The following is a 24,083-nucleotide window of genomic DNA, read 5'->3' as shown; positions in this document are numbered from 1 at the left end:
GTCGATGAACAGCGCCCCCGTCTCGCCCACCTACGTCGAAGAAACCCGCTTCGGCTTCTGGTTCCTGCAAAGCCACGTGTGGCAACACCATGTACTGCGCGTGGCCATCAACGACCTGCAGCGCCTGCTCGGCACGCCACTGCCGCAAGCGCCAGTGTTGCTCGATGTCGGCTGCGGCCAGGGACGCTCGTTCGGTTTGCTGCAACAAGCCTTCGCCCCTGCCCGCCTGATCGGTCTCGATGCCGACCCGCACAGCCTTGGCTGCTCGCGCCGCGAAGCCGAGCGCCTGGGCCTGCAGGTTGAGCTGATCGCGAGTGACTGCGCCGCCATCGACCTGCCTGACGCCAGCATCGACCTGCTGTTCTGCCACCAGACGTTGCACCACCTGGTGGAACAGGAGAAGGCGCTGGCCGAGTTCTGGCGCGTGCTCAAACCCGGCGGCCGACTGCTGTTGGCAGAGTCGACCAAGTACTACATCGACACCTGGGTGATTCGCTGGCTGTTTCGCCACCCGATGCACGTGCAGCGCAGTGCCGAGCAATACCTGGACATGCTCAGCGCCCAGGGCTTCGAGTTCGCCGCCGACGACATCTCCTACCCCTACCTGTGGTGGAGCCGGGCCAAGGACTTCGGCCTGCTCGAACGCTGTGGGCTGATGCGGCCGAAAGCCGTCGGCCAGCGCGATGAAACCCTGCTCAACGTAGTGGCCCGCAAACCATCATGAGCCGCCTCGTTCTGCTTTTCGCCAGCCTTCTGCTCGCGGCCTGCGCCGCGCGTACGCCACTGCCCGAAGCCACGCCGACGCTCGTCGCCACGCTGCCGCTGAGCCTGCAGATACAGCGCCAGCAAGGCGAAAGCCAAGAGGATTGGCTGCTGGTGATCCAGCGTGAAGGTCAGGCCCTGCGCTGGTCACTGCTTGATCCACTGGGGATACCACTGGCCCGCCAACGCCTGCAAGCCGGTACCTGGCACAATGACGGCCTGCTACCGCCCAACCCCGAAGCCCGGGAATTGTTCGCCGCCTTGTTGTTCGCCCTCAGCGACGACACAGCACTGCCACGCAGCTACCCTGCCGACACCTGGCAACGGCGATCCGACGGGAATCGCGAACTGGCACCGCACTGGCGGGTAAACTACCGCACCGCGCTGAGCTTCAGCCTCGACAAACCAGGCTTGAGCTACCGGATAAGCGTATTGAATCAGGAAGGCCGCAATTGATGCCCAGCTACCTCAACGCACTCGGAGTTGTCTGCGCTCTCGGCGCGGGCAAACAGGCCGTTGCCGATGCGCTGTTCGCCGGCGACAGCAGCGGCATGCGTGCAGAGGATGGCTGGGTCAGCGGGCGCCAACTGACCGTCGGCGCCGTACACGCCGAGCTGCCTGCGATGCCCGCAGGCTTCGAGGCCGCGCACAGCCGCAACAACCAGTTGCTCCTGGCGGCGGCGCTGCAGATCGAACCCGAGCTGCGCCAGGCGATCAGCCAGCACGGCACGCTGCGCGTCGGCCTGGTACTGGGCACCAGCACCTCGGGCATTCGCGAAGCCAGTGAGCACATCGCCCGCTACGAGCAAGACGGCCAATTACCGCACGACTACACCTACGTCCAGCAGGAAATGGCCGCACCAGCGGTCTTTCTCGCCGACTGGCTGGGCGTGACGGGGCCTGTCTATTGCCAGTCCACCGCCTGCACCTCCAGCGCCCGCGCGCTGCTCAGCGCTCATCGTCTGCTGCAGCAAGGCATCTGCGACGCGGTGATCTGCGGCGGCGTGGACAGCCTGTGCCGCCTGACGCTCAACGGCTTCTCCGCGCTGGAGGCGGTTTCGCCCGAGCCGTGCAATCCGTTCTCGGTGAACCGCAACGGCATCAACATCGGCGAAGCGGCAGCGCTGTTTCTGATGACCCGCGAGCCAGCCCCCATCGCTTTGCTCGGCGGCGGCGCCAGCTCCGACGCCCACCACATCTCCGCCCCGCACCCGGATGGCCTCGGCGCCCGTAGCGCGATGGAGAAAGCCCTGGCCAGCGCCAGGCTGCAACCCGCCCAAATCGACTACCTCAACCTGCACGGCACCGCCACCCGGCACAACGACGCGATGGAGAGCAAGGCCGTGCACACCCTGTTTCCTGCTGATCTACCCTGCTCGTCGAGCAAGCCCATGACTGGCCATACGCTGGGTGCAGCCGGCGCGCTGGAGGCAGCCTTCTGCTGGCTGACCCTGAGCGAGTACAACTGCGGCGGTCTGTTGCCACCACACCTCTGGGACGGACAACGCGACCCCGAACTGGCGCCACTCGAACTCGTCCAGACCGGCGCCCGCCTGAGCCGTGACCAGGGGCGTCACCTGATGAGCAATTCCTTCGCCTTTGGCGGTAACAACATCGCACTGATTATCGGAGATGCACCATGAGCCTGTGGCCCATAGCCGAACTGGTGCCCCACGCCGGCGACATGGTGTTGCTCGATGAAGTGCTGAGCTGCGACAGCGAAGCGATCGAGGTACGCCTCAGGGTGCGCCCCGACGGTCTGCTCAACGACAGCGACGGCAGCCTGCCAGCCTGGACAGGTATCGAACTGATGGCGCAGGCTATCGCCGCGTTCGTCGGCATCCAAGCCAAGCGCGCCGGCTTGCCGGTGGAGCTGGGCTTTCTGCTCGGCACACGCAAATACACCTGCAACGTCGAGCGTTTTCCAGTTGCTAGCGAGCTGCACATCCACGCCCTCTGCTCGCTGCAGGACGACAACGGCATGGGCGTCTTCGAATGCCACCTACAAGGCCCCGGCATACAAGCCGAAGCGCGCCTCAATGTGTTCCGCCCGCCGCAACCGGCGGTCTATTTACAAGAACAGCAAGAACAATTCCATGACTGAAACCATCCTCGTCACCGGTTCGAGCCGCGGCATCGGCCGCGCCATCGCCCTGCGCCTGGCGCAGTCAGGCCATGACATCGTCCTGCACTGCCGCTCGCGCCGCAGTGAAGCCGAAGCTGTGCAGGCGCAAATCGCCGAAATGGGCCGCCAGGCGCGCCTCCTGCAATTCGACGTCTCCGATCGCGCCGCTTGCCGCGAAGCACTGGAAGCCGATATCGAAGCGCATGGTGCCTACTACGGCGTGGTGTGCAACGCTGGCCTGACCCGCGACGGAGCCTTCCCCGCGCTCTCCGAAGAAGACTGGGATCAGGTGCTGCGCACCAACCTCGACGGTTTCTACAACGTGCTGCACCCGCTGACCATGCCGATGATCCGCCGTCGCGCAGCCGGGCGCATCGTCTGTATCACCTCGGTATCGGGCTTGGTCGGTAATCGCGGCCAGGTCAACTACAGCGCCTCCAAGGCCGGCATAATCGGCGCCGCCAAGGCCCTGGCCATTGAGCTGGCCAAGCGCAAGATCACCGTCAACTGCGTCGCCCCGGGGCTGATCGATACCGAGATTCTCGACGAGCTGGTACCGGTGGACGAGATTCTCAAGATGATTCCGGCCGCGCGCATGGGCACCCCGGATGAAGTGGCCGGAGCGGTGAATTTTCTGATGTCCGCCGAGGCGGCGTACATCACCCGCCAGGTTCTGGCAGTCAATGGCGGTCTTTGCTAATGAAACGTGTAGTTGTCACCGGCATGGCCGGTATCACCTCGCTGGGCAGCGACTGGCCAACCATTTCGACCAACTTCAAAGCGGGTAAGAGCGGCATCCGCCGCATGGACGAGTGGGATCGCTTCACCGAGCTGAACACTCGACTGGGCGGGCCGGTGGACGACTTTGTCCAGCCCAAACACTGGAACCGCAAGCAGACGCGCAGCATGGGCCGCGTCTCCAAACTGGCGGTATTCGCTGCCGAGCGCGCGCTGGAACATGCCGGTCTGCTCGGCGATCCGTGCATCAGCGACGGTCGCATGGGCGTGGCCTGCGGCTCATCCACCGGCAGCACCGAAGAGGTCAAAGCCTTCGGCAACATGCTGCTGAACTCGGTGGCCGACGGCCTCAACGCCAACTCCTACATCCGCATGATGCCGCACACTACGGCGGCCAATATCAGCATCTTCTTCGGCCTCAAGGGCCGCCTGATCCCGACGTCTAGCGCCTGCACCAGCGGTAGCCAGGGCATTGGTTATGCCTATGAAGCGATCAAATTCGGCCGACTGAAGATGATGCTCGCCGGTGGCGCCGAAGAACTCTGCCCGACCGAGGCCATGGTCTTCGACGCACTTTACGCCACCAGCCTGAAGAACGACGCACCGCACACCAGCCCGCGCCCCTACGACAGCGGCCGCGACGGCCTGGTGATCGGCGAAGGCGCCGGCATCCTGGTGCTCGAAGAACTGGAGCACGCCCTCGCCCGTGGCGCCACCATCCATGCCGAGATCGTCGGCTTCGGCTGCAACTCCGACGGCCAGCACGCCACCAAGCCGGTGCAGGAGACCATGCGTGGCGCGATGCAACTGGCGCTGGACGACGCCGGCCTGGAGCCCTCGGCAATCGGCTACGTCAACGGTCATGGCACAGCCACCGAACAGGGCGATGTCGCCGAAAGCCTGGCCACCAGCAGCCTGTTCGGTCCACGTATGCCGATCAGCTCGCAGAAGGGCTATTTCGGCCATACCCTCGGTGCCTGTGGCGCGCTGGAGTCCTGGTTCAGCATCGAGATGATGAACACCGACAGCTATGCGTACACCCTGAACCTCGACCACATCGACCCGGCGTGCGGCGACTTGGACTACTTGCGCGGCGAGTTCCGCCAGATGAGCCACGAGTACGTGATGAACAACAACTTCGCCTTCGGCGGGATCAACACATCGTTGATCTTCCGCCGCTGGAGCTGATCCCTAGTCCCCCCGAAAAGGAGTTAAGAAATGACACGGACATATAGAGCACTGTCACTGCTAACCATGGTTTTTCTGCTAAATGCCTGCACGAGCAAGCCCATCTACAACGCGCAAGAGCATTTCGCTTCGGAGCTGACAATCAGCAACAGTCAGATGCAACGGGCGATCATCACGGCGCTACACGACCGCCAGTGGAACGTGCAATCGGCCAAGCCCGGGCTGGTTCAGGCGGAGATCACTATTCGTGGCAGACACCATGCGGAAGTGGACATACCCTACACACCAACGTCTTTTCAGATCCTCTACCGCAGCAGTTGGGGGCTGGACTACAAGGACGGCAAGATCCATGGCAACTACAACCGCTGGGTCAACAAACTGCGTGACAATATCCTTAAAGAGCTCAATGTAGATCCGATCATCGAGTCAGTGAACGAACTAGGAGCAGTCAACCAGGGCGTCGAGGGGGCTACCTACCTAGACTTCCAAGAGGGCATCACCCGCGCAACACAGGCTGGCCTTCTTGATGGCAGCGTGAAGTTCTACCTCGCAGGCCAGGTGGTGCAGGGTGAAATTCACAAGATTCGTACCGTGACCAGCAGCCGCAAAACCAACGGTTCCAACAAGTCCGATGAAGAAGCCTGCGTATGGGCACTACAGTCGGCGCTAGTATCGTTGCAGAGCGCAGCGAAAAAGGCTGGAGCCAATGCGGTGGTCGACATTGCCAGCATCTATAAGCGCGACGTTTACAAAGACACCCAGAAATATCAGTGCCGCGCCGGCATGTTGATTGCCAGCGTAGCACTGCGAGGAGAGCTGGCTACCGTCAAGTAAACCACTCCCGATCATGGACACGGCCGCACCAGCAGCCTTGTCCATGGTTATCAGTCATGGTATTGCGCGGACAACTCATGCACCGCCTCGAAGAAGGCCGCTGCATTGGCGGGATCGACTTCCGGGGTAATGCCGTGACCGAGGTTGAAAACGTGGCCGCTGCCGGCACCATAGGCCGCCAGAATGCGCGCCACTTCGGCGCGGATCGCTTCGGGCTTGGCATAAAGCACCGCCGGGTCCATGTTGCCTTGCAGGGCGACCTTGGCACCGACACGAGCGCGAGCGCTGCCGATATCGCATGTCCAGTCCAGGCCCAGCGCCTCGGCACCAGTGTCGGCCAGGGATTCAAGCCATAGACCGCCGCCCTTGGTGAACAGAATCACCGGCACGCGCCGACCATCATGTTCGCGAATCAGGCCATCGACGATCTTCTTCATATAGGCCAGGGAAAATTCCTGATAGGCCGCCGCCGACAGCGCGCCGCCCCAGGAATCGAAGATCTGCACCGCTTGCGCACCGGCCAGGATCTGCCCGTTGAGGTAGGCCGCCACCGACTGCGCCAGCTTGTCGAGCAGCGCGTGCAAGGCTTGCGGGTTGTCGTAGAGCATGGCCTTGGTCTTGCGGAAGTCCTTGCTTGAGCCGCCTTCGACCATATAGGTGGCCAGCGTCCACGGGCTGCCGGAGAAGCCGATCAGCGGCACCCGGCCACCCAACTCGCGGCGAATGGTACGCACCGCGTCCATCACGTAGCCCAGATCCGTCTCGGCGTCCGGCACCGGCAGCGCCTCGATATCGGCCAGGCTACTGACCACCTTCTTGAAGCGCGGCCCCTCACCTGTCTCGAAGTACAGGCCTTGGCCCATGGCATCGGGGATGGTGAGGATGTCGGAGAAGAGAATCGCCGCGTCCAGTTGCGGGTAGCGATCCAGCGGCTGGATGGTGACCTCGCAGGCCAGTTCCGGGTTCTTCATCAGGCTCACGAAGTCGCCAGCCTTGGCCCGAGTCGCGCGGTACTCCGGCAGATAGCGACCGGCCTGGCGCATCATCCAGACCGGAGTGATATCCACGGGTTGCTTGAGCAGAGCACGGAGGAAACGGTCGTTCTTCAGGGCGGTCATGGCAGCATCCAGCGAAAAAAGTGCGGGCATTTTCGCAGAGCACAAAACAAAAGGCACGGCGGGTGCCGTGCCTTTTGTCTATCGCGACGATTTGTCTCGTCTTTACTTGCCCTGCGTCATCAGACGCCCAGGTAGTCGAGGATGCCTTCAGCGGCGTTTCTACCCTCGAAGATCGCCGTCACCACCAGGTCGGAACCGCGCACCATATCGCCACCGGCGAAGATCTTCGGGTTGCTGGTCTGGTGCTTGAAGGTGTTCTTCTCCGGCGCGACGACGCGCCCCTGGCTGTCGGTCTGGATTTCGAACTGCTCGAACCAGGGCGCCGGGCTCGGACGGAAACCGAAGGCGATCAGCACGGCATCAGCCGGGATGATTTCTTCAGAGCCCGGAATCGGCTCGGGGCTGCGACGGCCACGGGCATCCGGCTCGCCGAGACGGGTCTCGACCACCTTGATGCCTTCCACCTTGCCGTCGCCGACGATGGCGATGGGCTGGCGGTTGAAGAGGAACTTCACGCCCTCTTCCTTGGCGTTTTTCACTTCCTTGCGCGAGCCCGGCATGTTCTCTTCGTCACGACGGTAGGCGCAGGTCACGGCCTTGGCGCCCTGACGGATCGAGGTGCGATTGCAGTCCATCGCGGTGTCACCACCACCGAGCACTACGACGCGCTTGCCCTTCATGTCGATGAAGTCTTCCGGCGACTTCTCGAAACCCAGGTTGCGATTGACGTTGGCGATGAGGAAGTCCAGCGCGTCGTATACGCCCGGCAGGTCTTCACCGGGGAAGCCACCTTTCATGTAGGTGTAGGTGCCCATGCCCATGAACACGGCATCGTACTCATCCAGCAGTTGCTGCATGGTCACGTCCTTGCCGATCTCGGTATTCAGGCGGAATTCGATGCCCATGCCGGTGAAGACTTCACGGCGGCGGCTGAGCACGGTCTTTTCCAGCTTGAACTCGGGGATGCCGAAGGTCAGCAGGCCACCGATTTCCGGGTTCTTGTCGAACACCACCGGGGTCACGCCGTTGCGCACCAGCACGTCGGCGCAGCCCAGACCGGCCGGGCCAGCACCGATCACTGCGACACGTTTGCCGGTCGGCACGACCCGCGACATATCCGGGCGCCAGCCCATGGCGAAGGCGGTGTCGGTGATGTACTTCTCCACCGAGCCGATAGTCACCGCGCCAAAGCCGTCATTGAGGGTACAGGCACCTTCGCAGAGACGATCCTGCGGGCATACACGACCGCAGACTTCCGGCAGGGTGTTGGTCTGGTGCGAAAGCTCGGCGGCGGCCAGGATGTTGCCTTCCGACACCAGTTTCAGCCAGTTGGGAATGAAGTTGTGCACCGGGCACTTCCACTCGCAATACGGGTTGCCGCAACCCAGGCAGCGATGCGCCTGGTCGCAGGCCTGCGCTGGCTTGAAGTTGTCGTAGATCTCGACGAATTCCTTCTTGCGCTGACGCAGCAGTTTCTTCTTCGGGTCTTTGCGCCCGACTTCGATGAACTGGAAGTCGTTATTCAGACGTTCAGTCATTGCATTACCTCATAACAGCAGCGGCAAGCATCAAGCTGCAAGCTGCAAGACAATCACGTTGGATCGGCAAGCCCGGAGCTGCTTCTGACTTGCAGCTTGGGGCTTGCCGCTTGCGGCTTTATTGCGGGTTGGCACGGGTGCTGGAGAGCAGCGATTTCAAGCTGGCTGCTTTAGGTTTCACCAGCCAGAACTTGCGCAGGTAATCGTCCAGGTTTTCCAGCAGGTTCTGACCCCACTCGCTACCGGTCTCTTCGACGTACTCGGCGAGCACGCTTTCCAGGTGGCTGCGGTAGGCCTCCATCGCTTCGTTGTTGATGCGCTGGATTTCCACCAACTCGTGGTTGACGCGATCGTAGAAGCCATTGTCCATGTCGAGCACGTAGGCGAAGCCGCCGGTCATGCCCGAGCCGAAGTTGTAGCCGGTCTTGCCCAGTACACAGACGAAACCGCCGGTCATGTACTCGCAGCAGTGGTCGCCCGTGCCTTCCACCACGGCATGGGCGCCGGAGTTACGCACCGCGAAACGCTCGCCCGCGGTGCCGGTGGCGAACAGCTTGCCGCCAGTGGCGCCATATAGGCAGGTGTTACCGATAATGGCGCTGTCCTCGGTGGCGAACGGGCTGCCGGCAGGCGGAGTAATGACGATCTTGCCCGCCGTCATGCCCTTACCCACGTAATCGTTGGCGTCGCCTTCCAGGCGCAGGTGCAGGCCACCGGCGTTCCACACACCGAAGCTCTGACCGGCAGTGCCCTTGAAGCGGAAGGTGATCGGCGCACCGTTCATGCCCTGGTTGCCATGCACACGGGCGATCTCACCGGAAATGCGCGCACCGATGGAGCGGTCGCAGTTGCCGATGTTCAGCTCGTACTCACCGCCAGTTTTGTTGGCGATGGCGTCCTTGGCCATTTCCACCATCTTCTCGGCCAGCAGGCCTTCATCGAACGGCGGGTTCTTCGGCACCTGGCAGAACTGCGGCTTGTCAGCCGGGATATGGGCGCTGGCCAGCAGCGGCGACAGATCCAGGTTGCCCTGCTTGGCGGTTTCGCCCGGCAGCATTTCGAGCAGGTCGGTACGCCCGATCAGCTCTTCCAGGCTGCGTACACCGAGCTTGGCCAGCCACTCGCGGGTTTCCTCGGCGACATAGGTGAAGAAGTTCATCACCATCTCGACGGTGCCGATGAAGTGATCCTTGCGCAGCTTGTCGTTCTGCGTGGCCACGCCAGTGGCGCAGTTGTTCAGGTGGCAGATGCGCAGGTATTTGCAGCCCAGGGCGACCATCGGTGCGGTGCCGAAACCAAAGCTCTCGGCGCCGAGGATGGCCGCCTTGATCACGTCCAGGCCGGTTTTCAGACCACCATCGGTCTGCACCCGCACCTTACCGCGCAGGTCATTGCCGCGCAGGGTCTGGTGGGTTTCGGCCAGGCCCAGCTCCCACGGCGCACCGGCGTAACGGATGGAGGTCAGCGGCGATGCGCCGGTGCCACCGTCGTAACCGGAAATGGTGATCAGGTCGGCATAGGCTTTGGCCACACCGGCAGCGATGGTGCCGACACCGGCTTCCGCCACCAGCTTGACCGACACCAGCGCCTTCGGGTTGACCTGCTTGAGGTCATAGATCAACTGCGCCAGGTCTTCGATCGAGTAGATGTCATGGTGCGGCGGCGGCGAAATCAGGGTCACGCCCGGCACCGCGTAGCGCAGCTTGGCGATCAGACCGTTGACCTTGCCACCCGGCAACTGGCCGCCCTCGCCAGGCTTGGCGCCCTGGGCCACCTTGATCTGCAGCACTTCGGCGTTGACCAGGTATTCCGGGGTCACACCAAAGCGGCCGGTAGCCACCTGCTTGATCTTGGAGCTCTTGATGGTGCCGTAGCGGGCCGGGTCTTCGCCGCCCTCACCGGAGTTGGAACGACCACCCAGACGGTTCATCGCCTCGGCCAACGCCTCGTGCGCCTCGGGCGACAGCGCGCCGAGGGAGATGCCGGCAGCGTCGAAGCGCTTGAAGATCGACTGCAGCGGCTCGACTTCGTCCAGGGAAATCGGCGTGGCCGATTCCTTGACCTTGAGCAGGTCGCGGATCATCGACACGGGGCGGGTATCGACCAGCGTCGAGTACTCCTTGTACTTCTCGTAGTTACCCTGCTGCACAGCTTCCTGCAGCGTGCGTACCACGTCCGGGTTGTAGGCATGGTATTCACCGCCGTAAACGAACTTGAGCAGACCGCCCTGCTGGATCGGCTTGCGGTTGTTCCAGGCCTCGAAGGACAGCAGCTTCTGTTCGCTTTCGATATCGACGAAACGCGCCCCCTGGATGCGGCTGGCCACACCCCGGAAGCACAGCTCGGTCACTTCGTCGGCCAGGCCGACCGCCTCGAACAGTTGCGCACCGCGATAGGACGCGACCGTGGAAATGCCCATCTTCGACAGGATTTTCAGCAGGCCTTTGGAGATGCCCTTGCGGTAGTACTTGAAGACCTCGTACAGATCGCCCAGCACTTCGCCAGTGCGGATCAGGTCGCCCAGCACTTCGTAGGCCAGGAACGGATACACCGCCGAGGCGCCGAAGCCCAGCAGCACGGCATAGTGGTGCGGGTCACGCGCAGTGGCGGTTTCCACCAGGATGTTGCAGTCGCAACGCAGGCCTTTCTCGGTCAGGCGGTGATGCACGGCGCCGGTGACCAGCGCAGCATGGGCCGGCAGCTTGCCCGGAGCGATGTGGCGGTCGGTCAATACCAGCAGTACCTTCCCCGCGCGCACGGCTTCCTGGGCCTGGTCGGCCATGTTACGCACGGCCGCTTCCAGACCCAGCGGCTCGTCATAGTTCATGTCGATGACATGACGGTCGAAGCCGGGGCGATCCAGATTCATCAGCGCGCGCCACTTGGCCGGCGAAATAACCGGACTGCTGAGGATCACGCGGGTAGCGTGCTCCGGCGACTCACTGAAGATGTTGCGCTCGGCGCCCAGGCAGATTTCCAGGGACATGACGATCGCTTCGCGCAGCGGGTCGATCGGCGGGTTGGTGACCTGCGCGAACTGCTGGCGGAAGTAATCGTAGGGCGAGCGCACGCGCTGGCTGAGTACGGCCATCGGCGTGTCATCGCCCATCGAGCCGACGGCTTCCTGGCCCTGCTCACCGAGCGGACGCAGCACCTGGTCACGCTCCTCGAAGGTGACCTGGAACATCTTCATGTACTGCTTGAGCTGATCCGGGTCGTAAAAGGCCGAACCATGGTCGCGGTCTTCCAGCGTCGCCTTGATGCGCTGAGCATGCTTGCGCAGCCACAGCTTGTAGGGGTGGCGCGACTTCAGGCGGCTGTCGATGGACTCGGTGTCCAGCACCTGACCAGTTTCGGTATCGACGGCGAGGATCTGCCCCGGGCCGACACGCCCCTTGGCGATGACGTCCTCGGGCTGGTAGTCCCACACGCCAATTTCCGATGCCAGGGTGATGTATCCGTTCCTGGTGGTGACCCAGCGCGCCGGGCGCAGACCGTTACGGTCGAGCAGGCACACGGCATGGCGACCATCGGTCAGCACCACGCCGGCCGGGCCATCCCAGGGCTCCATGTGCATGGAGTTGTATTCGTAGAACGCGCGCAGGTCGGCGTCCATGGTCTCGACGTTCTGCCAGGCCGGCGGAATGATCATGCGCAGGCCACGGAACAGGTCGATGCCGCCGGTGACCATCAGTTCGAGCATGTTGTCCATGCTCGAGGAGTCGGAGCCGACGCGGTTGACCAGCGGGCCCAGCTCGTCGAGGTCGGGAATCAGCTCGTTGGCGAACTTGGTGCGACGAGCCTGTGCCCAGTTACGGTTGCCGGTGATGGTGTTGATCTCGCCGTTGTGCGCGAGATAACGGAACGGCTGCGCCAGCGGCCACTTCGGCAGTGTGTTGGTGGAGAAGCGCTGGTGGAAGACCGCGATGGCGGTCTGCAGGCGCTCATCACCCAGATCTGGGTAGAACTGCTGCAGGTCCGCCGGCATCATCAGGCCTTTGTAGATGATGGTCTTGTGCGAAAAGCTGCAGATGTAGTGATCGCTGTCGCCGGCATTGGCCACCGACGAACGCCGACGAGCACTGAACAGCTTGATGGCGAATTCCTGGTCGCTCAGGCCTTCGCCGCCGATGAACACTTGCTCGATCTGCGGCAGGCGCTCCAAGGCCAGTTGGCCGAGCACGCTGGTATCGATCGGCACCTTGCGCCAGCCCACCAATTGCAGGCCGGCCGCGAGGATCTCGCGGTTCATGTTCTCGCGCGCGGCTTCGGCCTTGGCCGAATCCTGGTTGAGGAACACCATGCCCACAGCGTATTGCCCAGGCAGTGCGACGCCAAATTGCTCCTGGGCGATGGCGCGCAGGAATTGATCAGGCTTCTGGATCAGCAGGCCGCAGCCATCACCGGTCTTGCCGTCGGCGTTGATACCGCCGCGGTGGGTCATGCAGGTGAGGGCTTCAATAGCGGTATTGAGCAGGTGATGACTAGGTTCACCTTGCATGTGGGCGATCAAGCCGAAGCCGCAGTTATCCTTGAACTCATCAGGACGGTACAAACCTGCTTTCATAGGGGAACTCTCACCAGGCTGCCTAGACCTCAGGCAAATTACTTTCTAATTCAATGACTTAAACCCGAAAAGCAGGACAGACCCGCTTTGCTAGGGCAAAAGGGAGGTCATTGTACATATCCACCCACGGCGTCACAAATTTTCGCGACGATAGATTGAATATTTATGTCGCAAAAACGAAGGATAAGACCGACCAGCCATGATAGCGACGATCTGAGCCATCCCAGCGACGGAGACAACTCAGCCGATAGAGACTTGGCAGCTCGATTGAAAGCTGTTCAGGACGAACAGGCAAGAGGGAAAGGGCGGCGTAGATACCGCCCTCATCGCATAGGCTAGCGACTCATTTCCTGCTGGATGCTACCAATGGTTTTCGGCCATGGCTTACCAGCCTGCTGCTTCGCAGGCAGCGTACTGATGGCTGCCTGCGCGGCGTCACGAGTAGCAAAACTACCATAGGTAAGCACATACAGTGGCTGTCCCTGGTGGATCTTCTTGAAGTAGCGATATTCGCTGCCCCCCTGACGCACCATGGCCTGGATGTTGGCCTCCGAACGCGAACCCAGCACCTGCAGCGCATAACGAGAGGCCGGTTGCTGGGCATACCAGTTGCCACTCGATGTGCTCGCGCTCGGCGCTGTCGGCTTGGCTGGCGAAGGGGCTGGGGTCGGTTTGGCAGGTGTCGACTCGACCGGTTTGGGCTGTACCGCAGGCTTAGGTGCAGGTGCAGGTGCAGGTGCAGGTGCAGGTGCAGGTGCAGGTGCAGGTGCAGCAGGGATTGGCGCAGAAGGCGCAGTCACTGTCGAGGGCTCTGGCGCAGCCGGAGGCTCGAAGTCATCCAGTTCCTCGCCCGCCGCCTCGGCCAAAGGCTGACGAATAACGGTTTGCGCTTCGCCAACCAAAGGCAACGGCAGCGGCTGGCTGCTACCGGCAAACTCGATCGCAGGCGCACTACCACCTGATGGAGCCGGAGCAACTTCATCTTCCGCCTGACCGGCAGTCGAAGATCCCAGCGGTAACGCTGAGCTTGCAACCGGCGCCTCCACCCCACTCTGTTCACGCCCCTGCATCAGCCAAGCTGCAAGCACGCCGACAAAGACAACGCCTAACGCCAACAGATGCTTCTTCGGCAACGAGAAGGAAAAACCACGACGCCGCTCACCCGAGCGCTGCTGCAGCATCTGCTCGATCAATAACTCGCGAGCTTCACTATTGATTGCTCCCGGCCAACCGCCGGAGCGCTGATGAATGTCTTCGATCTGCTCATCAGCCAGAATATCAATCCCCTGCCCAGCCCCCTCAAGGCGCTGAGCCAGGTACTCGCGAGTCTCATCCTCTGCGTAGGGCTGCAACTCAATGGCGTGATAACACTCTTCACCCCCAGCCAAAGCCTCAAGACGCGCCAGCAAGGCCTCTTGAGCAAACAGGAAGACGTGCGGGCGACCCTCACCATCCCCCGCGGCAAGCGTCAGAACAACCCCAAGCGCCGCATCATCTAGCTGGTCGGCATCATCAATCAGGAGGTAAACCTCCTGACCGGTCAGCGCCAACTGTGCAATCTGACTCAAAATGCTGCGAGCATCGGCGCTAGCTAGCGACAAGCTTTGAGCAACCTGCCGCAACATCGCTTCACCACCCTGAATGCCCTGGGCGATTACGACACTCTGCACGGCCTGCTTGTTGGTACTGGCAACCAGCGCCTGACGCAACAACGTCTTGCCGCTGCCCTCAGGCCCGGTCACCACCAGCAATAACTGACTGTAACGCGCTAAGTGATGCAACTGCCCCAGCACAGGTTTACGTTGCGCAGGGAAAAACTTAAAGCCCGGCACTCTTGGGGCAAATGGATCGTGGCTAAGCTGGTAATGGGCCAGGAACGCCTCATCAGCATGCAAACTGGTCATGAATCACTCTTCAAGCGTTGATCGAGTGGGCCAGCGCAGCGTAATCAGTACGCAACGTGGCATCGAGAATCTCTCGCGGATAATCGGCCGTTACCACGGCCTCACCTAGGCGTTTTAGCAACACCAGGCGTAGCTGACCATCCAGCACTTTCTTGTCCACCGCCATATGTTCCAGGAACTGTTCTGGCGTCATATCCTGCGGTGGCACGATAGGCAGCCCCGCCGCATGCAGCAAGCGAACGCCACGATCGCGCTCATCTGCTGACAGCCAGCCCAGGCGATGCGACATTTCCAGCGCCATCACCGTGCCAGCCGCAACAGCCTCACCATGCAGCCAAACACCATAGCCCTGCTCGGTCTCGATGGCGTGGCCAAAGGTATGACCGAGGTTCAAGGTCGCCCGGATCCCCGACTCCCTCTCATCAGCCCCCACCACACGAGCCTTCGCGGCGCAGGAGCGTTCGATAGCTTCGGTCAAGGCGCCCTGCTCTAGCGCTCGCAGGGCCGACATATTCTGCTCAAGCCAGCCGAGAAATGGCTCGTCACAGATCAAGCCATACTTGATGACCTCCGCCAGACCTGCCGACAACTCGCGAACCGGCAGAGTATTGAGGCTTGCGGTATCGATAAGCACGGCCTTGGGCTGATAGAACGCCCCAACCATGTTCTTACCTAGAGGGTGATTAATACCCGTCTTGCCCCCCACAGATGAGTCAACCTGGGAAAGCAACGTGGTCGGCACCTGGATGAAGTCGACACCGCGCTGATAACAGGCCGCCGCAAAACCCGCCATATCGCCGATCACACCGCCACCCAAAGCCACAACGGTGGTGCGGCGATCATGCCGAGCCGTCAACAGGCCGTCGAATATCAACTGCAGGGTTTCCCAGTTCTTGAAGGACTCGCCATCAGGCAACACCACACAAGCGACGCTGTAGCCGCCAAGTGACTGCTGCAGCACCTCCAAGTACAGCGGGGCAACCGTTTCATTGGTAATGATCGCAACCTGACGACCAGCGATATGCCGCGACAGTATCTCAGGGCGCGACAGCAAGCCCTGGCCTATGTAGATGGGATAACTGCGCTCACCGAGTTCAACGTGAAGAGTCTGCATGACGCCCCCAGGATGGAAAGGCCGCTAGGATAACGCAGTTCGCCCAAGGCTTTAACGGGGCGAAAGCGTCTCCAATCGAGCGAGGATTTCCTGAACGACCATACGCGGAGGACGCTCATCCGTTTCGATGATCACATCTGCCACTTCGCGATAGAGCGGATCACGCAGCGCCATCAGGTCACGCAAGACCTGCGCAGGATTGGCCGTACGCAATAAAGGGCGATTGCGGTCTCGTGCCGTTCGGTCGATTTGCTGATCCACAGAAGCATGCAGATACACCACGCGCCCACCAGCATGCAAAGCACTGCGGTTCTCGGGGCGCATCACGACGCCCCCGCCAGTGGCAAGCACAAGACCGTCCTGCTGCGCGAGCTCAGCGATAACCGCCTGCTCCCGCTCACGAAACCCCTGCTCACCCTCAACATCGAAGATCCAGGGGATATTGGCGCCCGTACGCTGCTCGATCTCCTTGTCGGAGTCTTTGAAGGGCAAACGCAGTTCTTTAGCAAGTAAACGCCCGATGGTGCTCTTTCCAGCACCCATCGGGCCTACGAGGATTACATTCCGCACTTAGATCATCGATTCACGGCAATGGCTTGGCTGTTCATGATGCGCGGAGTGATGAAAACCAGCAACTCAGTCTTGTTGTCGTTGACGATGTCACGCCGGAAAATCCGCCCCAAGTAAGGGAGATCTCCCAAGAACGGCACCTTCTCCGTAGCCTTGGTCTGGGTATTCTCGAAAACCCCACCAATTACGATCGTCTCGCCATCCGAAACCAACACCTTTGCATTGACTTCGTTCTTATTGATAGGCGGAGCAGATCCATCGAGAGCTCGCTGATAGTCCGCCGAATCCTTGTTGACCTTCACTTCCATGATGATGCGGTTATCTGGAGTAATTTGTGGCGTCACTTCCAGCGATAGGGCCGCCTCCTTGAAGGATGTTGTGGTCGCGCCGCTGGAGCTTGCTTCCTGATAAGGGATCTCCTGACCTTTCAGAATTTTCGCCGTCTCCTTGTCCGAAGTAACCACCTTCGGCTGCGAAACGATTTCACCATTACCCGAGCTCTCCATCGCGGAAAGCTGCAAATCGATGATGGCACTGTTGGAAATGAAACCGATACCGATGCCCGAGGTGCTTCCAGTCACCCCCATATCCACGAATGGGGTAGGCGAACCACCAGTATCACCACCACCGGTAACAGGCAGAGTACACCGACCATTGAAGGGACCGCAGCTAAAGCCATCCTCATCCTCAACACCGATGTTTCCGTTTTGACCGAAGGTTCTCCAACCATTGCCAGCGTTAAGAGCACCGCCCCAGCGCACGCCCAATGCTTTACTGTAATTGACGTTCGCTTCGACTATACGCGCCTCGATCAGCACCTGCCGCACAGGGATATCGAGCTGAGCAATGATGCGCCGCAACTCGTCCAGACGCTCCTGCGTCTGATAAGCAATGATGCTGTTGGTGCGATCATCCACAGTGATGGAACCGCGGGCGTCTGGAGTCCCATCGGCACTGGTAACCGACTGGAACAACTTGGCCATGTCAGCCGCTTTAGCGTAATTGACCTGAATCAGCTCACGACGCAAAGGCGCCAGCTCTGCAATTTGCTTCTGCGATTCCAGCTCTTGGCGCTCACGCGCCGCGATCTCGTCCGCGGGCGCAACAAGCAGCACATTACCCACCTTGCGCTTATCCAAACCCTTGGTCTTGAGCACAAGATCCAAAGCCTGGTCCCAGGGAACATTCTGCAGACGAAGCGTAATATTGCCTGCAACGGTATCACTCGCCACCAAATTCAAATCGGTAAAGTCCGCAATCAACTGCAGCACCGAACGAACATCGATGTCCTGGAAATTAAGCGACAACTTTTCGCCCGTATAGGCAAATCGGTCAGCATTACGACGCTCAACGGCCTCCTGACTGAGCGGCTTGACGCTCAAAGTAAGCTTGTTATCAGTTTGATAGGCGAGATAGTCGTACTGACCAACAGGCTCGACCAAAATACTGGTCTTATCGGCACTGCCGGTAGCGCTTACAAACTGCACCGGAGTAGCGAAATCCTTGACGTCCAAGCGTACACGTAGAGAGTCAGGCAACTGGGTTTTGGCGAAGTCCAAGCGAATCTTCCCACCCTGTTCCTGAATATCCGGGCTTATGGAGGCGTCAGACAATGTAATCACAACATTGCCTTCACCCTGCTCACCACGCTGAAAATCAATGTTGCTCACCGACTTGGCTTGCATACCGTAGGTTTTCTCACGTGGAGCCTGAGCGACCGGGGCAGGCGTCGCCACAGCCGGGCGACTTGCGGTCGACGCATTGCCCCCGACCAGGACATAGAGGTCATTGCCTTCGACACGCGTACTATAGGGAGCCAACGAAGTTAGATTGACGATCAATCGCGTACGGTCTTTAGCCTCAACGATGGTCACACTGCGCGCATTACCCGCACCCAACTCCTTATTCTTGGTACCCAACTTATTGGACACCCCCGGAAGGTCAAGGGCGATACGTGCGGGCTGCTCGATCGTGTAACCACGAGGCGCAGTAACCGGCTCGTCAAAAGACAGTTTCAGCTCGACACGATCGCCTGGCAGGCTGGCGACGTTCATACCCTGAAGATTCGCTGCCAGAACCGATGACGATAACAAGGTCATCACCAGGGCAACACTCAGACGCGAAAGGGAGCCATTCATTTTCGTACCCTGTTTGGCAGACAGATTATTGGTATTCATTTATTCACTTGCTCCTTCAGGAGCGCTCCTTCAAGGGCAGCGTACGAGGCCGCTCAAGCCAGCCACCGTCACCATCAGGAACGATCTCGACCACTTCGACTTTGGATTCGTCGATAGCTGTGATTTTGCCGTCATTACGCCCCAGATAATCGCCAACCTTGACTCGATGAACCCCCCCTGCACCATTGACCAAGGCGAACAGCTCTTGATCATTCCTCAGGGTTCCCACCATCTGGAAAGACTCGATATTGAAGCCTTCCAAGAACTGCTTGACTCGAGTTTCGTCCGGTTTAATTTCTTTAGAGCCCTTCTGTCGGGCAACTACGTCGATCTTAACGGGAGGCTGAAAAGGGCTGCGCAAGGATGCAGCTTTGTAGATAAAACTCTCATAAGGCGGAAAAGTAGGGAGTGGTTCGATAGCGCCTTTAGGCTTGGCACGCACCTCATCCATATAGGCACGCAGGTCAGAAAAATCACTACCCGAACCGCACCCGGCAACAAGCGAAACAATCAGCACAAGAGGCATGCGAGAAATACGCATCATTGAGCCCCCTTGTCGTTGTAGCGATAGGTTTTAGCCATTATCTGCATGCTCAAACGCGTGGAGCTATCGGCACTACTTGGCGCCAATTGAAAGTCATGCAAGGTAACGATTCGCGGCAAGCGCGCAACGCCACTCACGAAAGTAGCCAGGTCGTGATAAGTCCCAGTAACTTTTATCTGAATAGGCAATTCGATATAAAACTGCTGGGTAACTTCAGGCAGCAACTTGATTTCTTCGAACTCAAGACCACTATCCAACCCCGTACGTGTAATGTCCTCCAACAGACCAGGCACTTCAGTGTCGCTAGGCAGTTGCTTGAGCAACGCACCGAACGAAACCTCCATCTCTTTCATCTGTTCTTTATAAGCCTCAAGATTTGCCGCCTGAAAAGCCTTGGTGGAAAATTGCTGTTTAAGCGTCCCTTCTTCTTGCTGGCGCTGCTCCAGCACGGCCTGCATGTCTTTCAAATGAAAGTTGTAGCCAAGAAACAACATCACAACGAACAGCAGTAGACCCGCAATAAATTTTACCGGCCCTGGCCAAGAGCCAAGGTTATTAACATCCAGGTCGTTGATATCGACACTACGCAAACTTTCCAGCGACTCACGAATGCTCATTTTCCGGCCTCCGGCTGCTGCTCAGGCTGCGTCTGCTGCACGGTCAACTGAAACACGTTCGCTTGATCCACCGCCCCCGCCGTGACCGCTTTCACTTCAGTCAGATTAGGCGCTGTCAGCCATTCGGAGGCATCGAGATTACGCATGAGATTGGAAACTCGGTTATTGGACTCGGCAGCCCCGACGATAGCGATATCCTTGCCGGTCATTTTCACACTGGTGAAATACACGCCATCCGGTAAAGTTCTCACCAACTGATCGAAAATACGCCCAATAATCGGTCGATTGCCCTGCAAATCCTGAATGATCTTCATGCGCTCAAGCAATTGCTGACGACGCGTTTTCAGCTCGCTAATTTCCTTGATCCGCGCATCAAGAACAGCAATTTCCTTTTTGATGAAAGCATTACGGGCATCCTGATTTTCGATCGCCCCCGACAGCACCTGATCACTGAGGAAAACAAGGCCTGCCGCAACGATCAGCACACCCACCAGACTGACCAAAAAGCGCTGCTTGCGCTCTTCTCGTAGCTGCTCACGCCAGGGAAGTAAGTTGATCCGCGCCATCAGTCGAAACTCCTCATCGCCAGACCACAGGCAATCATCAATGACGGCGCATCACTGGCCAGAGCCCCCGCATTGACTTTGCTGCCCAAGGCCATATCGGCAAAAGGGTTAGCCACGAGGGTTTGCGTTCCGATCTTCTGCTGAATGAGGCGATCCAAATCGGTAATCGAGGCAGTACCACCGGCCAGCAGTATGTAGTCGACGTCATTGAACTGACCTGCCGCGAAGAAGAACTGCAGCGAGCGAGACACCTGCTGCACGACAGCTTCCTTGAAGGGTTGCAGCACCTCTGAATCATAGTCATCCGGCAAGCCACCCTGCTTCTTCGCCAGGCCAGCCTCTTCGACAGAAAGGCCATAGCGTCGCTGAATTTCTTCAGTCAGTTGTTTGCCGCCGAACAGTTGTTCACGGGTATAAATGGTGCGCCCGTTGTGCAATACACTCAGAGTCGTCATGGTGGCACCAATATCGACAACCGCAACCGTCAGCTCATCATGCCCTGCACCTAGCTGAGCTTCGAGCAGAGCATAAGCCCGCTCCAGAGCGTAAGCCTCGACATCGACGACCTTGGCAGTCAACCCTGCCAGGGCAAGCGCTGCCTCACGCACTTCGACGTTCTCTTTTCGACAGGCTGCGAGCAGCACCTCGACACGCTCGGGGTTACGAGCAGCCGCACCCTGAACCTCGAAGTCGATCGCAACTTCCTCAAGCGGGTATGGGATGTACTGATCAGCTTCGATCTTCAGTTGATTCTCCAATTCATCGTCGGAAAGCCCTGCTTCCATCTCGATAGTTTTGGTAATCACTGCAGAGCCGGCCACGGCTACGGCGGCGGCCTTAACCCCGGTCTTGGCCTTGGCCAACACGCGAGAAAGCGCCTGCCCCACCCCTTCAAGTTCGGCGATGTTTTTTTCTACCACAGCATTTGGTGGGAGCGGCTCGACAGCGTAGGCCTCTACCTTGTAGCGGCTTCCCGAGCGACTCAATTCGAGGAGCTTCACTGAGGTCGAGCTTATGTCGATCCCCAGCAGCGTATTCGCTTTCTTCTTGAAGAGCCCTAGCACGACCGTTTTCCTATTAGCATCCGCGACTTACGGACTATTTATGTTTTTCCACATTAAATATCAGTCTTGACAGAAGCGCAAATGGCTACCCGGAGGAAAAAACGCTTATAATGTGATCAGTTTTTCCCTTTTAGCCCCGGCTACTGCTTAACTCATTCTTTTACTTGGAATTCCTGACATTTTGATGCGCCTGCTGAAGTTCTTTTGTTGGTCTTGCGTTGCCATATTTTGTGGACTGTTGCTCAGTTTAAGCGGCGCATACCTTTATCTTAGCCCCACCCTTCCGTCCGTCGAGTCGCTGCGCCAGGTTCAGTTGCAGATTCCACTGCGGGTCTACAGCAGCGATGGCAAGCTGATCGCCGAGTTCGGCGAGATGCGCCGTTCCCCCATTCGCTTCGATGAAATCCCCAAGGACTTCATCAGCGCCCTGCTTGCAGCCGAAGACGATAACTTCGCCAACCATTATGGCGTCGATGTGAGCAGCCTGATGCGCGCTGCCACGCAATTATTGAAGAGCGGTCAGATACAAAGTGGTGGCAGCACCATCACCATGCAGGTGGCGAAGAATTTCTTCCTCACTAATGAACGCAGCTTCTCGCGCAAGGCAACGGAGATTCTTCTAGCGCTGCAAATCGAACGCGAGCTGAGCAAAGACGAAATCCTCGAGCTCTATGTAAACAAAATCTACCTCGGCAACCGCGCCTATGGCATCGAAGCCGCCGCACAGGTCTACTACGGCAAATCCATCCGCGACCTATCGCTGGCACAGATGGCCATGATTGCTGGTCTGCCGAAAGCGCCGTCGCGCTACAACCCGCTAGTCAACCCAACCCGAGCCAAAGAGCGCCGCGACTGGATTCTCGGTCGCCTGTATCGCCTTGGCCGCATAGACCAGACTCGCTATGAAAACGCTCTAGCCGAGGGAGTCGATGCCCGCTACCACGTCCCCACCCCTGAGCTGAACGCCCCGTACATTGCTGAAATGGCACGTGCCGAAATGGTCGGTCGTTATGGCAGCGAGGCTTACACGGAAGGCTACAACGTCACCACCACCGTCCCCAGTAATCTGCAAGAAATTGCCAATACCGCGCTGCGCGACGGGCTGATCGCCTATGACCAACGCCATGGTTACCGTGGCCCGGAAAGCAGCCTACCCGGCATGACCCGCGAAACCTGGCAAAACGAGCTGAGCAAGTTCCGCAGCATCGGCGGCCTGGAACCCGTCGTCGTTACTCAGGTAGAGAAAAGCGGCATCCTGGTAATCAACCGCAGAGGTGAAGAGCAGGCTGTCTCTTGGGACAGCATGAAATGGGCGCGCCCTTTCTTGAACACCAACAGCCTCGGCCCACGACCACAGCAGCCTGCCGATGTGGTCAAGGTTGGCGACATCGTGCGAGTACAGCGTCAGAGCGATGACAGCCTGAGTTTCGCGCAAATTCCCACCGCACAGAGTGCTCTGGTTTCGCTTGATCCTTACAGCGGCGCGATTCAGTCACTGGTCGGCGGCTTCTCCTTCGATCAAAGCAACTACAACCGCGCGACACAGGCCAAGCGCCAGCCCGGCTCAAGCTTCAAACCCTTCATCTATAGCGCTGCGCTGGACAACGGCTACACCGCCGCCACCCTAGTAAACGATGCACCGATCATCCTCTCCGATGACTACCTGTCGCAGAAGTGGCGTCCGAAGAACGACAACAACACCTTCCTCGGCCCGATCCGCCTGCGTGAAGCACTGTACAAGTCGCGCAATCTGGTCTCGATTCGCCTGCTGCAGGACCTCGGGGTTTCGCGCACGCTCGATTACATCCAGCGCTTCGGCTTCGATGAGCAAGACCTGCCACGCAACCTGTCGCTCGCACTCGGCACAGCCAGCCTCACCCCGATGGAGATTGCCGAGGGCTGGGCAACCTTTGCCAATGGCGGCTACAAAATCGAGCCGTACCTGATCCAGCGCATCGATGATCGCAACGGCAAAACACTGTTCCGCGCCAACCCGGCACGCGTCCCCGGCACCACTGCGGTATCGGAAGCAGCCAACCAGACAGCCAACGCAGAAAACGATCTGCCGACAGAAGAGCCCAAGGTCGCCGAACAGATCATCGACGAGCGCACGGCTTACATCATGACCAGCATGCTACAGGACGTGATCCGTCGCGGTACCGGCCGCAGAGCGATGGCCCTGGGTCGCGATGACTTGGCAGGCAAGACCGGCACCACCAATGAATCCAAAGACAGTTGGTTCTCGGGCTACAACGCGGACTACGTCACCACCGTATGGACTGGCTTCGATCAGCCGGAAAGCCTGGGCCGCAACGAATACGGCGGCACTGTGGCACTGCCCATCTGGATGAATTACATGGGGCCGGTGCTCAAGGGACGTCCGAGTCATACGCCCAAGGAACCCAAAGGTATCCTCACGCTACGGGTCGACCCCGTAAGCGGCCGCGCAGCCTCGCCAGGTACGCCGGATGCCTACTTCGAGCTATTCAAGAGTGAGGACACGCCACCAGAGATGAACGAGCTCGAACCGGGAGTAGGCGCCCCTGGCAGCCCTCTCCCCGCTGACGAGATGGCGCCAATCGATTTGTTCTAAAGCAGCAGCGACAAGCTGCAAGTCTCAAGCGCCAGGTAGCAGCGGCGCGGGGAGCACTTGAGAT

At 59.6% G+C, this 24,083-nt stretch carries 19 protein-coding genes; 8 read left to right on the top strand and 11 right to left on the bottom strand.

The window, feature by feature from the left end; all coding sequences use genetic code 11:
• Positions 1-4 precede the first annotated feature (4 nt).
• The 7 genes from AERO9A_RS01075 to AERO9A_RS22605 all read left to right on the top strand — a co-directional run bounded on the left by AERO9A_RS01075 (position 5) and on the right by AERO9A_RS22605 (position 5,647).
• Positions 5-724 (top strand): class I SAM-dependent methyltransferase, encoded by a 720-nt coding sequence (locus tag AERO9A_RS01075; RefSeq protein WP_159970069.1) that lies wholly within the window; start codon positions 5-7, stop codon positions 722-724.
• The gene (locus AERO9A_RS01070) at positions 721-1,218 is read left to right on the top strand and encodes a DUF3261 domain-containing protein (protein WP_159970068.1); all 498 of its coding nucleotides are present in this window, start codon (positions 721-723) and stop codon (positions 1,216-1,218) included. The genes AERO9A_RS01075 and AERO9A_RS01070 overlap by 4 nt, the downstream gene beginning before the upstream one ends.
• On the top strand, positions 1,218-2,405 hold the full coding sequence (locus AERO9A_RS01065) for a beta-ketoacyl-[acyl-carrier-protein] synthase family protein (RefSeq protein ID WP_159970067.1): 1,188 nt from the start codon (positions 1,218-1,220) through the stop codon (positions 2,403-2,405). Before AERO9A_RS01070 ends, AERO9A_RS01065 begins: the two co-directional genes overlap by 1 nt.
• Positions 2,402-2,866 carry a hotdog family protein gene (locus AERO9A_RS01060; protein WP_159970066.1) on the top strand — a complete coding sequence of 155 codons (465 nt, stop codon included), beginning with the start codon at positions 2,402-2,404 and terminating at the stop codon, positions 2,864-2,866. The genes AERO9A_RS01065 and AERO9A_RS01060 overlap by 4 nt, the downstream gene beginning before the upstream one ends.
• Entirely contained in the window at positions 2,859-3,587 is a 729-nt protein-coding gene (gene fabG / locus AERO9A_RS01055; RefSeq protein ID WP_159970065.1) for a 3-oxoacyl-ACP reductase FabG, read from the top strand. The genes AERO9A_RS01060 and fabG overlap by 8 nt, the downstream gene beginning before the upstream one ends.
• Positions 3,587-4,813, top strand: a complete 1,227-nt coding sequence (locus AERO9A_RS01050) for a beta-ketoacyl-ACP synthase (protein WP_159970064.1) — start codon at positions 3,587-3,589, stop codon at positions 4,811-4,813. Before fabG ends, AERO9A_RS01050 begins: the two co-directional genes overlap by 1 nt.
• A 66-nt stretch (positions 4,814-4,879) precedes the next feature.
• Positions 4,880-5,647, top strand: coding sequence for a hypothetical protein (locus tag AERO9A_RS22605; RefSeq protein ID WP_306109798.1), 768 nt, complete (start codon positions 4,880-4,882; stop codon positions 5,645-5,647).
• 50 nt (positions 5,648-5,697) lie between these two features.
• Here AERO9A_RS22605 and hemE read toward each other — a convergent pair whose 3' ends face one another.
• The 11 genes from hemE to AERO9A_RS00990 form a co-directional block, all read right to left on the bottom strand.
• On the bottom strand, positions 5,698-6,765 hold the full coding sequence (hemE, locus tag AERO9A_RS01040) for a uroporphyrinogen decarboxylase (RefSeq protein WP_159970062.1): 1,068 nt from the start codon (positions 6,763-6,765) through the stop codon (positions 5,698-5,700).
• Positions 6,766-6,884: 119 nt separating this feature from the next.
• Positions 6,885-8,303: an FAD-dependent oxidoreductase gene (locus tag AERO9A_RS01035; RefSeq protein WP_159970061.1), complete on the bottom strand. Its 1,419-nt coding sequence runs from the start codon at positions 8,301-8,303 to the stop codon at positions 6,885-6,887.
• Between the two features lie 118 nt (positions 8,304-8,421).
• On the bottom strand, positions 8,422-12,870 hold the full coding sequence (gltB, locus tag AERO9A_RS01030; protein ID WP_159970060.1) for a glutamate synthase large subunit: 4,449 nt from the start codon (positions 12,868-12,870) through the stop codon (positions 8,422-8,424).
• Positions 12,871-13,205: 335 nt separating this feature from the next.
• Positions 13,206-14,774: an SPOR domain-containing protein gene (locus AERO9A_RS01025; protein WP_159970059.1), complete on the bottom strand. Its 1,569-nt coding sequence runs from the start codon at positions 14,772-14,774 to the stop codon at positions 13,206-13,208.
• A gap of 10 nt (positions 14,775-14,784) precedes the next feature.
• On the bottom strand, positions 14,785-15,888 hold the full coding sequence (aroB, locus tag AERO9A_RS01020) for a 3-dehydroquinate synthase (protein ID WP_159970058.1): 1,104 nt from the start codon (positions 15,886-15,888) through the stop codon (positions 14,785-14,787).
• 51 nt (positions 15,889-15,939) lie between these two features.
• Positions 15,940-16,458 (bottom strand): shikimate kinase AroK, encoded by a 519-nt coding sequence (gene aroK, locus AERO9A_RS01015; protein WP_159970057.1) that lies wholly within the window; start codon positions 16,456-16,458, stop codon positions 15,940-15,942.
• 5 nt (positions 16,459-16,463) lie between these two features.
• Entirely contained in the window at positions 16,464-18,596 is a 2,133-nt protein-coding gene (gene pilQ / locus AERO9A_RS01010; RefSeq protein WP_159970668.1) for a type IV pilus secretin PilQ, read from the bottom strand.
• Between the two features lie 55 nt (positions 18,597-18,651).
• Positions 18,652-19,176, bottom strand: coding sequence for a type 4a pilus biogenesis lipoprotein PilP (gene pilP / locus AERO9A_RS01005; protein ID WP_159970056.1), 525 nt, complete (start codon positions 19,174-19,176; stop codon positions 18,652-18,654).
• Positions 19,176-19,796: a type 4a pilus biogenesis protein PilO gene (pilO, locus tag AERO9A_RS01000; protein ID WP_159970055.1), complete on the bottom strand. Its 621-nt coding sequence runs from the start codon at positions 19,794-19,796 to the stop codon at positions 19,176-19,178. Before pilO ends, pilP begins: the two co-directional genes overlap by 1 nt.
• Positions 19,793-20,362 carry a type 4a pilus biogenesis protein PilN gene (pilN, locus tag AERO9A_RS00995; RefSeq protein WP_159970054.1) on the bottom strand — a complete coding sequence of 190 codons (570 nt, stop codon included), beginning with the start codon at positions 20,360-20,362 and terminating at the stop codon, positions 19,793-19,795. The genes pilO and pilN overlap by 4 nt, the downstream gene beginning before the upstream one ends.
• The gene (locus tag AERO9A_RS00990; RefSeq protein ID WP_159970053.1) at positions 20,362-21,426 is read right to left on the bottom strand and encodes a pilus assembly protein PilM; all 1,065 of its coding nucleotides are present in this window, start codon (positions 21,424-21,426) and stop codon (positions 20,362-20,364) included. The genes pilN and AERO9A_RS00990 overlap by 1 nt, the downstream gene beginning before the upstream one ends.
• Positions 21,427-21,610: 184 nt before the next feature.
• Here AERO9A_RS00990 and AERO9A_RS00985 point away from each other — a divergent pair, with 184 nt between their 5' ends.
• Positions 21,611-24,019, top strand: a complete 2,409-nt coding sequence (locus AERO9A_RS00985) for a penicillin-binding protein 1A (protein ID WP_372239614.1) — start codon at positions 21,611-21,613, stop codon at positions 24,017-24,019.
• Positions 24,020-24,083 lie beyond the last annotated feature (64 nt).

It is taken from the genome of Pseudomonas sp. 8Z, from assembly GCF_902506535.1.
GTDB lineage: Bacteria > Pseudomonadota > Gammaproteobacteria > Pseudomonadales > Pseudomonadaceae > Aquipseudomonas.
Note: the sequence above shows the minus strand (reverse complement) of the source record. Positions and strands in the feature narration are given on the sequence as shown.